The 16,501-nt window shown below is 72.2% G+C and carries 18 protein-coding genes; 5 read left to right on the plus strand and 13 right to left on the minus strand.

The features are described 5' to 3' along the window. Window positions 1-145 precede the first annotated feature (145 nt). The 5 genes from OG788_RS28085 to afsQ1 form a co-directional block, all read right to left on the minus strand. Window positions 146-349, minus strand: a complete 204-nt coding sequence (locus OG788_RS28085) for a PspC domain-containing protein (RefSeq protein ID WP_406374238.1) — start codon at window positions 347-349, stop codon at window positions 146-148. Between the two features lie 114 nt (window positions 350-463). Continuing rightward, a complete protein-coding gene (locus tag OG788_RS28090) occupies window positions 464-1,015 on the minus strand; it encodes a VanZ family protein (RefSeq protein ID WP_351550904.1) in 552 nt (183 codons plus the stop codon). A gap of 63 nt (window positions 1,016-1,078) precedes the next feature. After that, window positions 1,079-1,675 (minus strand): hypothetical protein, encoded by a 597-nt coding sequence (locus OG788_RS28095; RefSeq protein ID WP_406376870.1) that lies wholly within the window; start codon window positions 1,673-1,675, stop codon window positions 1,079-1,081. A gap of 179 nt (window positions 1,676-1,854) precedes the next feature. Then, complete coding sequence (locus OG788_RS28100; protein WP_406374240.1) at window positions 1,855-3,438, minus strand: ATP-binding protein; 1,584 nt, start codon at window positions 3,436-3,438, stop codon at window positions 1,855-1,857. After that, complete coding sequence (gene afsQ1 / locus OG788_RS28105) at window positions 3,435-4,112, minus strand: two-component system response regulator AfsQ1 (RefSeq protein ID WP_037625670.1); 678 nt, start codon at window positions 4,110-4,112, stop codon at window positions 3,435-3,437. The genes OG788_RS28100 and afsQ1 overlap by 4 nt, the downstream gene beginning before the upstream one ends. A 295-nt stretch (window positions 4,113-4,407) precedes the next feature. Here afsQ1 and OG788_RS28110 point away from each other — a divergent pair, with 295 nt between their 5' ends. Next, window positions 4,408-5,202, plus strand: coding sequence for a SigE family RNA polymerase sigma factor (locus OG788_RS28110; protein WP_266762044.1), 795 nt, complete (start codon window positions 4,408-4,410; stop codon window positions 5,200-5,202). A 228-nt stretch (window positions 5,203-5,430) separates the two neighbouring features. On the opposite strand, the gene OG788_RS28115 is transcribed toward OG788_RS28110, so the two are convergent. Next, the gene (locus OG788_RS28115) at window positions 5,431-6,069 is read right to left on the minus strand and encodes a uridine kinase (RefSeq protein WP_351550913.1); all 639 of its coding nucleotides are present in this window, start codon (window positions 6,067-6,069) and stop codon (window positions 5,431-5,433) included. Between the two features lie 108 nt (window positions 6,070-6,177). After that, complete coding sequence (locus tag OG788_RS28120) at window positions 6,178-6,351, minus strand: hypothetical protein (protein ID WP_406374243.1); 174 nt, start codon at window positions 6,349-6,351, stop codon at window positions 6,178-6,180. Between the two features lie 9 nt (window positions 6,352-6,360). Between OG788_RS28120 and OG788_RS28125 the strand changes: the two genes are divergently transcribed. Both OG788_RS28125 and OG788_RS28130 read left to right on the plus strand, forming a co-directional pair. Then, window positions 6,361-6,492 (plus strand): hypothetical protein, encoded by a 132-nt coding sequence (locus tag OG788_RS28125; protein ID WP_406374245.1) that lies wholly within the window; start codon window positions 6,361-6,363, stop codon window positions 6,490-6,492. 114 nt (window positions 6,493-6,606) lie between these two features. Next, window positions 6,607-7,014, plus strand: a complete 408-nt coding sequence (locus tag OG788_RS28130) for a hypothetical protein (RefSeq protein ID WP_406374247.1) — start codon at window positions 6,607-6,609, stop codon at window positions 7,012-7,014. A 136-nt stretch (window positions 7,015-7,150) separates the two neighbouring features. On the opposite strand, the gene OG788_RS28135 is transcribed toward OG788_RS28130, so the two are convergent. The 4 genes from OG788_RS28135 to OG788_RS28150 form a co-directional block, all read right to left on the minus strand. After that, entirely contained in the window at window positions 7,151-8,056 is a 906-nt protein-coding gene (locus tag OG788_RS28135) for an aldehyde dehydrogenase family protein (RefSeq protein ID WP_406374249.1), read from the minus strand. Further along, on the minus strand, window positions 8,057-9,514 hold the full coding sequence (locus tag OG788_RS28140) for an aldehyde dehydrogenase family protein (RefSeq protein WP_351550963.1): 1,458 nt from the start codon (window positions 9,512-9,514) through the stop codon (window positions 8,057-8,059). A 6-nt stretch (window positions 9,515-9,520) separates the two neighbouring features. Next, the gene (gene deoC, locus OG788_RS28145; RefSeq protein WP_406376871.1) at window positions 9,521-10,477 is read right to left on the minus strand and encodes a deoxyribose-phosphate aldolase; all 957 of its coding nucleotides are present in this window, start codon (window positions 10,475-10,477) and stop codon (window positions 9,521-9,523) included. Window positions 10,478-10,806: 329 nt separating this feature from the next. Next, window positions 10,807-11,718: a class I SAM-dependent methyltransferase gene (locus OG788_RS28150; protein WP_406374252.1), complete on the minus strand. Its 912-nt coding sequence runs from the start codon at window positions 11,716-11,718 to the stop codon at window positions 10,807-10,809. A 73-nt stretch (window positions 11,719-11,791) separates the two neighbouring features. Here OG788_RS28150 and OG788_RS28155 point away from each other — a divergent pair, with 73 nt between their 5' ends. Together OG788_RS28155 and OG788_RS28160 are read left to right on the plus strand one after the other, a co-directional pair. Then, on the plus strand, window positions 11,792-12,232 hold the full coding sequence (locus OG788_RS28155) for a helix-turn-helix domain-containing protein (protein ID WP_406374254.1): 441 nt from the start codon (window positions 11,792-11,794) through the stop codon (window positions 12,230-12,232). 52 nt (window positions 12,233-12,284) lie between these two features. Beyond that, complete coding sequence (locus OG788_RS28160) at window positions 12,285-12,962, plus strand: PH domain-containing protein (protein ID WP_406374256.1); 678 nt, start codon at window positions 12,285-12,287, stop codon at window positions 12,960-12,962. 76 nt (window positions 12,963-13,038) lie between these two features. Here the strand turns inward: OG788_RS28160 and OG788_RS28165 are convergent, their stop codons facing one another. Together OG788_RS28165 and OG788_RS28170 are read right to left on the minus strand one after the other, a co-directional pair. After that, window positions 13,039-14,268: a hypothetical protein gene (locus OG788_RS28165; protein ID WP_406374258.1), complete on the minus strand. Its 1,230-nt coding sequence runs from the start codon at window positions 14,266-14,268 to the stop codon at window positions 13,039-13,041. A gap of 565 nt (window positions 14,269-14,833) precedes the next feature. Further along, window positions 14,834-16,465, minus strand: a complete 1,632-nt coding sequence (locus tag OG788_RS28170) for a phospho-sugar mutase (RefSeq protein WP_406374260.1) — start codon at window positions 16,463-16,465, stop codon at window positions 14,834-14,836. Between the last annotated feature and the right edge of the window lie 36 nt (window positions 16,466-16,501).

Consider the following 16,501-nt stretch of genomic DNA (forward strand, 5'->3'; position numbering starts at 1 on the left):
AGGACCGAGGCCCCTGCCTGTCCGAGTACGGGGCTTCCGGGCCTTACGAGCGCCGGCTGGAACGAAACGCCGGTGGGGCGCACCCTCGTCGGGTGCGCCCCACCGGCGTTCGCCGTCCGTCGTCCGTCCGCCGTGTCCGCGCGGGTCACCAGGCGGTGCGGGAGGCCTTGCCCTCGGAGGGGAAGAGGATCCACAGCGCTAGGTAGAGCACGAACTGCGGGCCGGGGAGCAGGCAGGACAAGAGGAAGATGACGCGCATCGTGGTCGCGGAGGTGCCGAAGCGCCGTGCCAGCGCAGCACAGACTCCGCCGATCATGCGGCCGTTCGTGGGGCGGGCAAGGGCGGTCATGGTGGCTCCTTCGCGAACCGTCGTCGAGTGCCGGCCGGGCCGGCTTCGTCGTTCTCATCGGTGCCTTCACCGATGTCTTCAACGCTACGAGGACGAAGCGGACGAAGCGTCGCTCTACGGAGCGATCCCGACCCTGGGAATCGTCGGGGTCCGACCCTGAGCGGGGTCCTCCCGGAGCACGGCGGCGCGGTGCCGCGTCTCGGCCCTGCGACGGAGGCCGACCCTGGCCGCGGGCACGATCGCGAGATGCGCGAGGGCCACGCCGAAGGTGTTCAGGGTGATCGAGTCGATGTCCACGACCTGGCCCGGTACACCGGTCTGCAGGAGCTCTATGCCCAGCGAGAGCAGCGCGCCCGCGGTCATCGTCCGCAGGAGGGAGCCGAGGGGGGAGACGGTGAGCCTGCCACCCGCCATCGGGAGCAGGACGCCCAGCGGGGCGAGCAGGCCGAGGCCCTCGGCGAGGCGGCGGATCGCCGTCTCGGGGCCCAGCGCGAGGTCGGCTCTGATGCCCGCGAACGGCCTCAGGTTGGCGGCGCTCACCCAGGGAACGTCCAGCGGTCGCAGCGTGATCCAGGCGACGAGCGCCAGGTATGCGACAAGGAGGACACCTCCTGCCACACGGACGCGGGTGACGGCGCTGCCGCCGTCTGAACCATGACGCTGCACGCCCCCCAAGACGCGGGGTCCGGCACGATCGGTTCCGTGGCGGGGTTTTTCGACCCCGCCGCGTCACGAACCCTCGACCGCCGTCGACGCCGGCGCCTCGGTGCCGGGGGAGGCACGCACCTCGGGGGTGCACTCGTAGCTGCGCAGCGGGGCGGGGGCCGGACCGCCCAGGACGACGGTGCCGTCGTCGCGCGCGGCGGCCGAGTCGGAGAAGGTGCAGACGATCTGGCCGAGGGCCGCCGGGGTGAGGTCCTCCGGCGTGGTGCTCAGCCGGAGGGTGTCCTCGGGGTCCTGGCCGCGGGGCCCGCCGACGGTCATGCCGCCGCGTACGTCCGTCGTGTATCCGGCCTGCTGCTCGGGCGTCGACGGTGTCTCCGCGAGTTCGTCGAGCAGCGCCTGGGCCACCAGGACCCGCCGCGCGGCCTCGGCCGTACCGTCCGGGATGCGCACCGACCGGTCTACGGTCACCAGCTGCGCCGAGCAGAGCAGGAACACCTGGACGGGCACGCCGTGCGAGGTCTGGGTGGAGATGTCGGGGCCGGAGAGGGCGCAGGGCACCCGGGAGGGCGCCGGACCGAAGTCGGTCGGCACCTGCGTGGAGCGGATTCCGCACCCCGCGAGCAGCACCGCGAGCAACGGGACGGCCAGCCAGGGGCCCACCCCCGCCGACCGCGGACGCCAGGACGCGCGACGGGATCGCGGGGCCCCGCCCGCCTGCGGCCGGGTGGCCTCCGGGGTGCCGGTGGTCCGGGGCCGGCCGGTCTCCTGGGTCCGGGTGGTCCGTGGGCGGGTGGTGTCCGGGGTGCCGGTGGTACGACGGTCGGTGAAGTGTGCGGTCGTCATCCGGCGGTGCCTTCCGTGCCGTGCCCGTGCGCGGAACCGTTACGGCCCTGCGGGTCGTCGGCGAGCAGTTCCGACGCGTCCTGGGGCAGGCGCAGGGTGAAGACCGCCCCGCCCTTGGGCGCGTTCGCCGCGGTGATCTCGCCGCCGTGGATGTGCGCGTTCTCCAGGGCGATGGAGAGGCCGAGGCCGCTGCCCTCGGAACGCGGGCGGGACGCGCTGGCCTTGTAGAAACGGTCGAAGACGTGGGGCAGGACGTCCTCGGGGATGCCGGGGCCGTGGTCCTGCACCTCGATGACCAGTTCCTCGCCCTCGAGGCGTACCGACACCCGGACCGGCGAACCGCCGTGCTTGAGCGCGTTGCCGATCAGGTTCGCGAGGATCACGTCGAGGCGGCGCGGGTCGAGCCGGGCCGTCATGCCGCGCTCGGCGTCCAGGTCGACGGCGTCCAGCCAGGCGCGCGCGTCGATGCACGCGGTGATCTGGTCGGCGATGTCCACGTCGTCGAGGATGAGACGGGCGGTGCCCGCGTCGAAGCGGGTCACCTCCATCAGGTTCTCGACGAGATCGCCCAGGCGCCGGGTCTCGCTGACGACCAGCCGTACGGCCGGTTCGATCATCGGGTCGACGCTGCCGGTCTCCGCGTCCAGTTCCTCTTCGAGGATCTCGGTGACGGCGGTGATCGCGGTCAGCGGCGTACGGAGTTCGTGGGACATGTCGGCGACGAAGCGGCGCGACGCCTCGTCCCGTGCGCTCATGTCCGCGACCCGTTTCTCCAGAGACTCCGCCGTCCGGTTGAACGTCCGTGACAGATCGGCGAGTTCGTCCGTGCCGGAGACCCGCAGCCGGGTGTCCAGCTTGCCCTCGCCGAGCCGGCGGGCCGCGATGCCCAGCCGGTGGACCGGCTTGAGGACCGTGGTCGCGGCGGCCTGGGCCAGCAGCGCCGAGCCGATCAGCGCGAGCCCGGTCGCGATCCCCAGCGACCAGGCCAGCGAGTTGAGGTCCTTGGCCTCCGGCTCCAGGGACTTGAGCATGTAACCGGTCGTCGTGCCGTCGATCACCCGCGCGCCGCCCACGAGGTACGGCTTGTCGTGGTCGGTGATCCGCTGCCAGTACAAGTGGTACGCGGACTGGTTGTTCGAGGAGAGCGGCTGCTGCTTGTTCACCGCCTTCTGGAGGGACTTGGGCACGTCCTCCAGCGTGAAGGTGTCCAGCTCGGAGTTGCCGGCGATCGTCTTGCCGTTCACGTCCTCGGCGACCAGCAGCACACTGAAACGCTGGCTGCTGTCCGCCATCTGCCGCGCCGTGCGCCGGAGTTCGTCCTGCGCCGGGTGGACCGGCAGCATGCTCGCGTGGTTGCGCATCTCCTGCTGGAAGTCACGCAGCACCGCGTCCTGCGTACGCGTCAGCACGGCCTCGCGGTTGAGCCAGTACGCGATGCCCGACGCCGAGACGGCGGCGGTCAGGGCGACGAGCCCGAACACCACGACCAGGCGCAGCCGGAGACTGGTGAAGCGCAGCCCGGACAGCAGTGCCTTGCGCGCCGCGGCCCAGCCGCGGAGCTTGTCCTGCGGTTTGGTCACTGAGGATTGTCCAGCCGATAGCCGACGCCGCGCACGGTACGGATCAGGGTGGGAGAGGACGGCACGTCCTCCACCTTGGCGCGCAGCCGCTGCACACAGGCGTCGACCAGACGCGAGTCGCCCAGGTAGTCGTGCTCCCACACCAGACGCAGCAACTGCTGGCGGGACAGGGCCTGTCCGGGCCTGCGGCTCAGCTCCAGGAGCAACCGCAGCTCGGTGGGTGTCAGTTGCAGATCCTCGCCGTTCTTGGTGACCGTCATCGCGGCACGGTCGATGACCAGCGAGCCGAACGACGCGGAGTCGTTCGCCTCCCGCTCGCCGCGGCGCAGCACGGCACGGATCCGGGCGTCGAGCACCCGGCCCTGCACCGGCTTGACGACATAGTCGTCGGCGCCGGACTCCAGTCCGACCACGACGTCGATGTCGTCGCTGCGCGCGGTCAGCAGAATGATCGGCAGCTGGTCGGTGCGCCGGATGCGTCGGCACACCTCGAATCCGTCGATGCCGGGCAGCATCACATCCAGCACGATCAGGTCCGGCCGCTGCTCGCGCAGCAGCTTCAGACCGTCCTCGCCGGTGGCAGCGGTGGCCACACGGTGTCCCTGGCGCGTCAAAGAGAGCTCCAGGGCCGTGCGGATGGCGTCGTCGTCCTCGATCAGCAACAGGGAAGGCACGGTCGTCATTCTGGCCCATGTCATGGCCGCGTATCGACCGTTGGAGCGCTCCCACTCGTCTCCCGCGCGCAACGATGGTCCTCGCGGGCGGCCGGGAGGGCCCGAATGGTCATCTGCGTAGTCGTACCGCTCTTCTCTGTGATCGCGCTGTGGCGCGCCTGGGGACGGGCCCTGTGACAGGTCTGTGACAGTCGGCGGACACGGCCATGAAGTGGCCCGGGCAAGCTTTTCGACACAAGGCAGGACGCACGACGAACGAACCGAACGACCGGGACTCCACGACGGGGGGCGCGAGATGAACACGCTGCACAGCACCAGCACTAGCGCAGTAGTCACGCGGCTCCACGACGTCACCCGGGCGACGGAGAAGTCCGGAGCCGTGAGCGGGCGGGGGTGCGCTCGCGGCGCCGGGCGTCAGCACACCGTGTACATGACGGTGGTTGACGCTTTCACGGGGGAAAGCACCACGGCGCCGGCCGCCGTGGGTACGGCCGGGGGGAAGGCTCACGGGGGAGCCGCGTACGGGGAGGTCACGGGGGAGCGTCACTCCGAGGCGGGGGCAGGGGATGCCGAAGCGGCGTTCACCGCCTACGTCCAGGAGCGCCGCGCCTCCCTGTACGCAACCGCCTACCACCTGACCGGTGACCGCTTCGAGGCCGAGGACCTGCTGCAGAGCGCGCTGTTCTCGACGTACCGGGCGTGGGACCGGATCAGTGACAAGGCCGCGGTCGGCGGTTACCTCCGCCGCACCATGACCAACCTGCACATCAGCGCGTGGCGCCGCCGCAAGCTGAACGAGTACCCGACCGAGGAACTGCCGGAGACGCCCGGTGACACGGACGCCATGCGCGGCACCGAGCTGCGCGCGGTCCTGTGGCAGGCGCTGGCCCGGCTGCCCGAACTCCAGCGGACGATGCTGGTCCTCCGTTACTACGAGGGCCGCACCGACCCGGAGATCGCGGAGATCCTCGACATCAGTGTCGGCACGGTGAAGTCCAGCATCTGGCGGTCGCTCCGCCGGATGCGCGAGGACGAGGTCCTCAGCTTCGGCCGTGACGAGGAGGAGTCCTTCGGGGAGCTTGTCGCCTGAAGGTCTGGGGGGAGCGGTAACAGGTAACACGGGGGAGTCGGTTCCGGGGGGAGCCGACCACGGGGGACTGTCGGTTCCGGGGGGAGCCGACGGGAAACGGGGTCACGGGGAAACGCGGTCACGGGGAACACACCGTGCCACGGGGGACCACGGGGGAGAACGGAAGAAGGTCCAGGCGGACGGGGGTTCGCCTGGACCTCTTTTCGTTGCCCGCTCCCGGGTCCGCGCCTACGCGGCAGCCGTGCGGGGGGACGCGTGGCGTCCGGCGCCCGCGTCCTTCAGCCGGCCGAGCGCCTCGTCCCTGTCGCAGGGGTGGGCGCCGAGCGCCGCCTGGCGGGCCACGATGGAACGCTCGGCGCGCATCAGACGCCAGCCGCGACGCAGCAGGAGGAGGACCGACTTGCGGCCTTCCCTGAGATCCCGGAGAAAGCGCCGGCGGAACGTCGTCACCGGGCCGCGTGACAGGCACAGCGCGTCGGCCAGCACACCCAGCTCCCGGCAGCGCCCGACGATCTCGGCGGCGAAGATGCCCTCCGCGATGAACAGCGGGGTCCGCTCGATGTGCAGCGCCTCCCTGCCGGTACGGGCGCTCAGCGAGATGTCGTAGACGGGGACGGTCGTACGACCCGTGCGGCACAGCTCCTCGATCGCGGTGACCGCGGCGCTCTCGTCCCAGGACTGCGGGTGATCCCAGTCGATGTCCGCGCTGTCCTCCACCTGGGGCAGCGTGGGATCGGTGCCCTCCTTGTAGAAGTCGTCGAGGCGGAGCACGGGGAGGCCGGAGTCTGCCGCGAGAAGAGACTTCCCGGAGCCGGAAGGGCCGCAGAGCAGCACCACGCGGGTGGGTATCGGGGGATGGGAACCCAATTCTCTGTACCTTCTGTGACTCGACCTGGCCTCGCCGCCTGTCGGCGACGTCCGGGACATTATCCCTGCCCCGGGACCCCCGCTCCGGTCAGTGCGACGAGGCCTCCGTCACGATCCGGCGGCCGCGGGCTCCGTCGCGAACCGGACCGACGCGTCCAGCTTCCGGGCCAGTGCCTGCGCCTCCTCGGCGGTGCCCGCGCCGACCGCGATGAGCGCCACGCGGTTGCCTACGGACTGCGCGACATCCTGTCCGAGCTGTTCTCCTGCGAGGGTCTCCGTCACCCCGGCCGGGTGCACTACGTCTACCTCGGCGCCGACCGCAGCGGCTTCCGCGGCGGATTCACCATCGCCGACCAGGACCGGATCGAGATCGACTTCGCCACCCACGGGGTGACGCTGTCGCACACGGTGGACTGGCACTGATATGTCAGTTCGGCCGCACAGGCGAATCCCTCGCCCGGGCGCCCACGGGAGTGGCCGGATCAACTACTCTGCGTGTCACAACAGTTGCTCTCCGCTCCCGAAGAGGAAAACCTGATGGCGCGACACGCAGCCCAGCAGAACACCCTGGCCCGTACGACCGCGCGGATCGCCGCGGCGGTCGGCGTGGTCGCTGCCGGTGCGGCCGCGGCCTCCCCGGCCGTCGCGGACACGGCTTCCGCCCTGGACGCCGTGCGCACCCGGCCCACCTCGCTCGGCGACATCGACCCGCAGGCGGGCCTGCAGGCCCTGACCGGCACGGTGGGGTATGTCACCGGCCCCGTCGAGGGCCTCAAGCCCAACCCGCTGGCCGGCACCGGCGTGGACCCGCTCGACAACGGCGTGGGCACCCAGCTCGCCGACTTCAAGCCGCTCACCTCGCAGGCCCTGACGGGACCGCTGGCGCAGGCCCCGTCGGTGGGCAGCATTCCGGTACTGGGCCGGGCGACCGGACTCCTGCACTGAGCTCAGGACACGAGAGAGCCGCGCTCCCCCTGGACGGAGGGGAAGCGCGGCTCTCGTGTGCGCGGGGCCCCGGGGACACGGATCGGGGCCCCGACATCTCAGCGCGTCATCGCGCGGCGGGGCGGGCGGGGACGGCTCAGTAGGACGAGCCCGAGGCGCCCAGGGAGCCGGTCGGGTGCCAGACCGTCTTCGTCTCCAGGAACGCCGTGAGGCGCTCGATGCCGGGAGTGCGCGCGTAATCCACAGGCTGTGGACGAAGAACGCGCTTCAGGTTGTCCGCGGCCGCGATCTCCAGTTCCTTGGCCAGTGCCTCGTCCGCGCCCGTGAGGTCGATCGCGTTGACGTCCTGGTGCGCGGCGAGGGGAGCGGCGATCTCCGCGGTCCTGCCGGAGAGGACGTTGACGACCCCGCCCGGAAGGTCGGAGGTGGCCAGCACCTCGCCCAGCGACAGGGCCGGGAGCGGGGACTTCTCACTGGCGATGACGATCACCGTGTTGCCGGTGGCGATCACCGGGGCGATCACCGAGACCAGGCCGAGGAACGACGACTCCTGAGGGGCGAGCACGGTGACGACACCGGTCGGCTCCGGGGAGGACAGGTTGAAGTACGGTCCCGCCACCGGGTTGCCGCCGCCCACGATCTGGGCGATCTTGTCGGTCCACCCCGCGTACCAGACCCAGCGGTCGATCGCCGCGTCGACGACGGCGGCCGCCTTCGACTTCGACAGGCCCTCCGCGTCGGCCACTTCGCGGACGAACTGCTCCTTGCGGCCCTCCAGCATCTCGGCGACGCGGTAGAGGACCTGGCCACGGTTGTACGCCGTGGCGCCGGACCAGCCGCCGAACGCCTTGCGCGCGGCGACGACCGCGTCACGGGCGTCCTTGCGGCTCGACTGCGGGGCGTTCGCCAGCCACTTGCCCTTGGAGTCGCTCACCTCGTACACCCGGCCGCTCTCGGAACGCGGGAACTTGCCGCCCACGTACAGCTTGTAGGTCTTGAAGACGCTCAGACGCTGCTGCTCGGACTTCTCGGCTGCACTCATTTATCGCTCGCCCTCCGGGCTCGACGGGGCGAGGTACGCCTCCAGGCCGTGACGACCGCCCTCGCGGCCGAAGCCCGACTCCTTGTACCCGCCGAACGGCGAGGTCGGGTCGAACTTGTTGAACGTGTTGGACCAGATGACACCCGCGCGGAGCTTGCTCGCGACGGCGAGGATGCGGGAGCCCTTCTCGGTCCAGATGCCCGCGGAGAGGCCGTACGGCGAGTTGTTGGCCTTGGCGACCGCCTCGTCCGGGGTGCGGAACGTGAGGACGGACAGCACCGGGCCGAAGATCTCGTCGCGGGCGATGGTGTGCGCCTGCGTGACGTTCGTGAAGAGCGTCGGGGCGAACCAGTAGCCGGAGGAGGGCAGTTCGCACGCCGGGGACCAGCGCTCGGCACCCTCGGCCTCGCCCTGGTCGACGAGCGTGGTGATGCGGGAGAGCTGCTCGGCGGAGTTGATCGCGCCGATGTCCGTGTTCTTGTCCAGCGGGTCGCCGAGGCGCAGCGTCGACAGGCGGCGCTTGAGCGAGTCGAGCAGCTCGTCGTGGATCGACTCCTGGACCAGCAGACGGGAACCCGCGCAGCAGACCTGGCCCTGGTTGAAGAAGATGCCGCTGACGATGCCCTCGACGGCCTGGTCGATCGGGGCGTCGTCGAAGACGATGTTGGCGCCCTTGCCGCCCAGTTCGAGCGTGACCTTCTTGTGCGAGCCCGCGATCTGGCGGGCGATCGCCTTGCCGACGGCGGTGGAGCCGGTGAAGGCCACCTTGTCCACGTCCGGGTGCGCGACCAGGGCCGCGCCCGCGTCGCCGTACCCGGTAAGGATGTTGACGACGCCCTTGGGCAGGCCGGCCTGGCGGCAGATGTCCGCGAAGAACAGCGCCGACAGGGGGGTTGTCTCGGCGGGCTTCAGGACGACCGTGTTGCCGGTCGCGAGGGCCGGGGCGATCTTCCACGCCAGCATCAGCAGCGGGAAGTTCCAGGGGATGACCTGGCCCGCGACGCCCAGCGGGCGCGGGTTCGCGCCGAAGCCCGCGTGGTCGAGCTTGTCGGCCCAGCCCGCGTAGTAGAAGAAGTGCGCGGCGACCAGGGGGAGGTCCGCGTCGCGGGTCTCCTTGATCGGCTTGCCGTTGTCCAGCGTCTCCAGGACGGCCAGTTCGCGGCTGCGCTCCTGGATGATCCGCGCGATGCGGAACAGGTACTTGGCGCGCTCGGAGCCCGGCAGTGCCGACCACTTCTCGAAGGCCTTGCGGGCGGCCCTCACCGCGCGGTCGACGTCCGCCTCGCCCGCCTGGGCGATCTCGGAGAGGACCTCTTCGGTGGAGGGGGAGACGGTCTTGAAGACCTTGCCCTCGGCGGCCTCGGTGAACTCACCGTCGATGAACAGGCCGTAGGAGGGGGCGATGTCGACGACGGAGCGGGACTCGGGCGCCGGTGCGTATTCGAATGCGGAAGCCATGATGGATCAGTCCACCGTCACGTAGTCGGGGCCGGAGTAGCGGCCGGTGGCCAGCTTCTGACGCTGCATCAGCAGGTCGTTCAGGAGCGAGGACGCGCCGAAGCGGAACCAGTGGTTGTCCAGCCAGTCCTCACCCGCCGTCTCGTTCACCAGGACCAGGAACTTGATGGCGTCCTTGGTGGTGCGGATGCCGCCGGCCGGCTTCACGCCGATCTGCACCCCGGTCTGGGCACGGAAGTCGCGGACGGCCTCCAGCATCAGGAGCGTGTTCGCGGGCGTCGCGTTCACGGCCACCTTGCCGGTGGAGGTCTTGATGAAGTCGGCCCCGGCCAGCATGCCGAGCCAGCTCGCCCGCCGGATGTTGTCGTACGTCGACAGCTCGCCGGTCTCGAAGATGACCTTCAGGCGGGCGGCGCCCGAGGTCTCCTTCACGGCGACGATCTCGTCGTACACCTTCATGTAGTTGCCCGCGAGGAACGCCCCGCGGTCGATGACCATGTCGATCTCGTCGGCGCCCGCGGCGACCGCGTCGCGCACGTCGGCCAGCTTCACGGCGAGCGCGGCACGGCCCGCCGGGAAGGCGGTGGCGACGGAGGCGACCTTCACGCCGGAACCGGCGACGGCCTCCTTCGCGACGGCCACCATGTCGGGATAGACGCAGACCGCCGCCGTGGTGGGCGCCGTGCGGTCGGTCGGGTCCGGGAGTGCCGCCTTGGCGCCGAGCGCCCGGACCTTGCCCGGGGTGTCCGCGCCTTCCAGCGTCGTCAGGTCGACCATCGAGATGGCGAGGTCGATGGCGTACGCCTTCGCGGTGGTCTTGATGGAACGGGTGCCGAGCGAGGCGGCGCGCGCCTCCAGGCCGACCGCGTCGACGCCGGGCAGCCCGTGGAGGAAGCGGCGCAGCGTGCTGTCGGACGCGGTTACGTCGCCGAGTGCGTTTGCAGCAGGTGCAGAGGTGGGCATGGTCACCAGACGAGCATATCTACGCGCGTAGCGGCTGTACAGCCCAGGAGATGACCGAGGGTTTTTTTGCCCGCCGGGCCGCCTCGCGGACGGCGGGGGCCCGTGCGCTCACGTGGCGAAACGGCGGCGCGGCCGTGCGTGACGGGACGGTCCCGTCCGAGGCGGCCATAAGGGAGCTGCGCCGGGTGGGCCGTCGCCGGGCATCCCTCGGAGGGCGCTCCCCGGGGGACGCCCGGCGACGGGCGTGCGACCCGGCTGCGGGCGTGCGACCCGGCGACTGACGTGCGACCGGGCGACGGCGGGCGTGCCACCCGGCGGCGGAGGACGCTCTACCCGGCGGAGGTGGGCAGGGGGGCGCGGGCGTCGATCCGCCAGCAGGCCGCCGTGAAGCGGACCTCCGTGCCGTGGACGAACGGGTCGAACGCGGCGCGGACCGTCTCGACCACCCGAGCGCGGGTCGGTTCGTCCGTCTCGCGCAGGGCGATGCCGACCGGGCCGAACCGGCTGAAGTAGGGCACCAGCTCCGCCTCCGGCAGGACGCAGGTCGCGTCGACGGGCCGGATGTCGATCCCGGTCCAGCCGCTCTCCTCCAGCAGGCGGCGCACCCTGCCGGCGTCCGCGAGGGCGAACTGCCCGGGCGCGTCCGGCCGGCGCTCCGGAAGATGCGGCAGCAGCGGTGCCGCGGCGCGTTCGGCCGTCGTCATGAACGGGTTCTCCGCGATGTCGCGCCAGGCGATGAACCGCAGTGCCGCGTCCCCCTTCGCGGCCCGCCGCAGGTTGGCGAAGGCCCGTACCGGGTCCTCGAAGAACATGACACCGAAGCGCGAGACGACCGCGTCGAAGACCGCGGGCTCGAAGACGTGATCCTGCGCGTCGGCGCGGACGAAGGAGGCCGCCGCACCCTCCCGCAGCGCGCGGGCCCGGGCGGCTTCCACCATCGGCCCGGAGATGTCCACGCCGACACAGTGGCCCTCCGCGCCCAGCCGTCGCGCCACGGCCACCGTCGTTCCGCCGGTGCCGCAGCCGACGTCGAGCACACGGCCCCCACGCCCGGCCGGAACCGCTTCGACGAGCAGGTCCTCCAGCGGCGCGAACAACGCGTCCACCACGTCCTGGGCGTCGACCCAGGCGTTCCCGGCCGGGCCGTTCCACCGCGCCGCCTGCTCGTCGTCCGCCGTGCCGTCCGCCGTGGGGTCCGCTGTGCCGTCCACTGTGTCGTCCGCCCTCCGCATGGATGTCATGACGCCTCCCGTGCTTGCCCTGATGACGCGGAGATGACACCGTCCTACTTCAAGTCGACTTGAGGTCAAGAGGATGCCTGACCTGGACATCGCCGAAGTGGCGCGGCGCGCCGGAGTGCCCGCCTCGACCCTGCGGTTCTACGAGGAGAAGGGGCTGATCGCCCCGTCCGGCAGACGCGGCCTGCGCCGGCAGTTCGACCCCGGTGTGCTGGAACGGCTGGCGCTGATCGCGCTCGGCCGCTCCGCCGGCTTCTCGCTGGACGAGATCGCCCGCATGTTCGCGCCGGACGGGCGCCCGCGCATCGACCGTCAGGTGCTCGCCGACAAGGCCGATGAACTGGACCGCACGATCCGCGAGCTCGGGGTCCTGCGCGACTCCCTGCGGCACGCCGCCGCCTGTCCCGCGCCGAGCCACCTGGAATGCCCCACCTTCCGCCGGATCCTGGGGGCCGCCGCGTCCGGCGCGGTCACGGCGCCGGGCCGTCGGGCCGGGCGACCGCCTTCGCGACCATAGTGAGACCCCACCGAGCTCAATCGCATCGCACGCGTCGTGCACAATCGGGGCCATGACCACCCCGGACCACCAGTCACCCCATTCGGACGCCTCGCGACCCGAGGCCAGGGACCGGATCTACCGGTCGCCCGCCGGTATCGCGGGCGGCATCCTGTTGCTGATCATCGCGGGCTGGCTCGGCATCGACGGACTGATCTCCGGAACCGGCCGCACCCCCTGGCTGGCGCTCGCCGCGCTGATCCTCGTCGTCCCGCTGGTGACCGCGTTCACCCTGCGCCCCGCCGTCTACGCCAACGAGGACCGGCTGCGCATCCGCAACCCGCTCCGCGTGATCGTCCTGCCCTGGGGCAAGGTCGCCTCCCTGCGCTCGCACTACTCGAACGAGGTCGTCGACACCTCGGGCAAGAAGTTCCAGCTGTGGGCGGTGCCCGTGTCGCTGCGCGCCCGCAAGAAGGCGGCCAAGCAGCAGGCGCGGGGCACGGCGGGTCGCGGCGGCGACGGCCGTACGTCGTCGCCGGGCCGTCCGTCCCCCTTCGGCCGGGGCGCCGCCACCGACGCGCCGACCCGCCCTCAGACCGACCAGGTCATGGATGATCTCCGCACGCTGGCCGAGGCCAGGGCCACGGAGGAGAGCGCACAGGGCGAGGTCTCGGTGCGCTGGGCGTACGAGGTCATCGGCCCCGCGCTCGCGGGTGCCCTCGTCCTGGCGATCCTCCTGGCCACGGGCTGACGACCGACCTCCTTCACGGGGGCGCGCCCCTCACCGGCCCCACCGCGCTCCACCGGGGCAGGCCGGGGCCGCGCCCTTAGGGCGCGCTCGGCCAGACCAGGGCCATGTACGCGCCGCAGTACGCCGAACCGAGCACCGCGGCCGTGAGGACCAGGGTCCGGAAGCGGCGTGAGGCGCGGGCCAGATGCAGGGCCGGGGGCAGCAGCAGGGGGAAGCCGGGGAGCAGGAAGCGGGCGCGCGGGAAGTAGACGCCGCCGCTGCCGAGGACGATCAGCAGCAGGACCCCGGTGAAGACCAGCAGGGGGAGCGGTTGCCGGTCGCCCGCGGAGAGCGCGTACAGCACCACCGCCGCCATCAGGGTCACGGTCACCAGCACCAGGAACAGCTCGGGCGAGGAGTTCTGCGCCAGCACCTCCCGCATCCGGCGCACGGTCTCCGCACCGCCGTCCCACTCGTTGTGCCACAGCCTCTGTACGGCGAAGTAGCCGTCCCAGCGGCCCACACGCAGGCCCACCCAGCCGACGTACGCGAGCCAGCCGGCCGGGGCCAGGGCCGCCGCCGCGAGCGCCCGGGCGGAGAAGCCCCGGCGCAGCGACAGCAGCGCGGTCAGGGCGACGGCCGCGCCCACCGCGACACCGGTGGGCCGGGTCAGCCCCGCCAGCGACGCCAGCGAGGCGGCCCACAGCAGACGGCCGGTGAGCACCGCGTACAGCGCCCACGCGGCGAACGCCGTGAACAGCGACTCCGTGTAGCCCATCCACTGGACGAGACCCACCGGCAGGGCCGCCCACAGCACGGTCAGCAGGACACCCACGCGGCGGCCGTGCAGATGGCTGCCCACCGCGTGGACGCCCCAGGCGGCGAGGAACGAGCACACCACCGCGATCACCAGCCCGGTCGTCGCGCGCGACCCGGGGGTCAGGGCCGCGACCGCCTTGACCAGGACCGGGTAGAGCGGGAAGAAGGCCAGGTTGTTCGCGTCGAACGCGGTGCCCAGTTGACGGGCGTAGCCGTGGTCGGCGATACCGAGGTACCAGTCGGCGTCCCACCGCGTCGCCAGGATGGGCCAGACGCCGTGGTGCCGGCGGTGCGCCCAGAACGCGAGCGCGACCAGGCCGGTGAGGCGGACGGCCGCGTAGGCGAGGAGTGCGGGCGCCGCGAACCGCAGCTGGGCGCGGACCGCGGCGAGGAGGCCCGTCACGCCCGGCGCGCGCCGGACGGCTGGGACGCCCGGGACGCCGGGGACGGTCCCGCCCGGGGCGCTTCGGGGCGGGGCGGACGTCGGCCGGGAAGCGGTCGAGGGCACGCGGCAGCTCCTGGGACTCGATGGTGCGCTACGGGTAACCGTTCCTCGGCCACCCGGCGGCGCACGGGAGTGCTGCGTCAACTGCCGCGCGGAAATCACCCATAAGGGGTTGGTGTGACGGTTCCCCGTCGTGGCGACGGGCTGACGGGGCCGCGGACGCCGCCGCCTCGCAGAGGGGCATGAGTCGGCGCCCCGCGGGGCGGCCGGACGGCGCCCTCAGGGGGCTGCCGCCCAGCACGGGGCTGCCGGAGCTGCCGTCCAGCAGGGGGCCGCCGGGGGCTGCCGCCCGGCAGGGGCCGCCGGGAGCCGTTGTCCCGCAGGCGGCGCTGTCACTCTGTGCCGCGTGCCGTCACTCTGTGTGGGGCCCGGTGCCGCTGTCCGAGTGAGGGCTGGTGCCGTCGTCCGAGCGAGGGGTCGCCGCACGCCGCCGCCCGCACAGTGGCTCCGGATGTCGTTGCATCCCCCATGAGGGACCCGGAACGCCGTCCGCCCGGCTGGAAGGCCGGGCGGAGGGGGCGTCGGTGCCGGGGGAGGCGGCGGGCGGGCCGGCTCCCCCGGGCGGGTCTCAGATGCCGGCCGCGGCCGACAGGTCCCGCTTGATCGCCGTCAGCAGCTCGGCGGCCTTCGCGTGGGCCGCCGGGAGGCCGGCGTGGTCGCCGACGGGCACCACGACCTCCAGGTAGCACTTCAGCTTGGGCTCGGTGCCGCTCGGGCGCACGATGACCCGGGCGCCGTCCAGGGTGTAGCGCAGACCGTCCGTGGGCGGCAGCGTGTCCGTGCCCTTGGTCAGGTCCTCGGCCTTGGTGATGGCCAGGCCCGCGAGCTCCGTCGGCGGCTGCTCACGCAGCCGGCGCATGGCGTTCGCGATGACCGACAGGTCCTCCACCCGGACCGAGAGCTGGTCGGTGGCGTGCAGTCCGTACGCGACGGCGATGTCGTCGAGGAGGTCGAGCAGGGTCCGCCCCCGCTCCTTGAGTTCGGAGGCCAGCTCGGTGATGAGGAGGGCGGCGGTGATGCCGTCCTTGTCGCGTACGCCGTCGGGGTCGACGCAGTAGCCGAGCGCCTCCTCGTACCCGTACCGCAGACCCTCGACGCGGGCGATCCACTTGAAACCGGTGAGCGTCTCCTCGTACGGCAGACCCGCGCCCTCGGCGATCCGGCCGAGCAGCGAGGAGGAGACGATCGACTCGGCGAAGACGCCGCGCGCGCCCCGCCGCACCAGGTGCTCGGCGAGCAGCGCGCCGACCTCGTCGCCGCGCAGCATCCGCCAGTCGGCGCCGTCCTTCACGGCCACGGCGCAGCGGTCGGCGTCCGGGTCGTTGGCGACGATCAAGTCGGGTTCCGCCGCGCGGGCCACCGCGAAGGCGAGGTCCATCGCGCCGGGCTCCTCCGGGTTGGGGAAGGCCACGGTCGGGAAGTCCGGGTCCGGCTCGGCCTGTTCGGCGACGAGCACCGGCTCCGGGAAGCCGGCCCGGGCGAAGGCCGCGAGCAGCACGTCCTTGCCGACGCCGTGCATGGCCGTGTAGACGGTGCGGGCGGTGCGCGGCGAGCCCTCGGCCAGGACGGCGTCCGTACGGGCCAGATAGGCGTCCAGGACCTCCTCGCCGAGGGTCTCCCAGCCGGAGTCGGGGCGGGGCACGTCGGCGAGCGCGCGGACCGCGTCGATCTCGGCGGCGATCTCCGCGTCCGCCGGCGGGACGATCTGCGAACCGTCGCCGAGGTAGACCTTGTAGCCGTTGTCGCGGGGCGGGTTGTGGCTGGCGGTGACCTCCACGCCCGCGACCGCGCCGAGGTGCCGTATGGCGTAGGCGAGGACGGGGGTGGGCAGCGGCCGGGGCAGGACGGCGGCGCGCAGGCCCGCGCCGATCATCACGGCAGCGGTGTCCCGGGCGAAGTCCGCGGACTTGTGGCGGGCGTCGTAGCCGATCACGACGAGTCCGCCGGTCTCGCCCTTGGCCGACAGGTACGCGGCGAGTCCGGCCGCGGCCCGGATGACCACGGAGCGGTTCATCCGCATCGGGCCCGCGCCGAGTTCACCGCGCAGGCCCGCGGTGCCGAACTGGAGGGTGCCGCTGAAGCGGGCGGCCAGCTCGGTGACGTCCCCGGCCTCGACGAGCTTGGCGAGTTCGTCACGGGTCTCCGCGTCGGGGTCCTCGGCCAGCCATGCCTTGGCCCGCGCGATGAGTTCGTCCTGCACCTCGGGTGCACCTCTCTTCGGTCGTACGGTTCCGTG

This window comes from Streptomyces sp. NBC_00647 (assembly GCF_045207245.1).
In the GTDB taxonomy this organism is placed as follows: domain Bacteria; phylum Actinomycetota; class Actinomycetes; order Streptomycetales; family Streptomycetaceae; genus Streptomyces.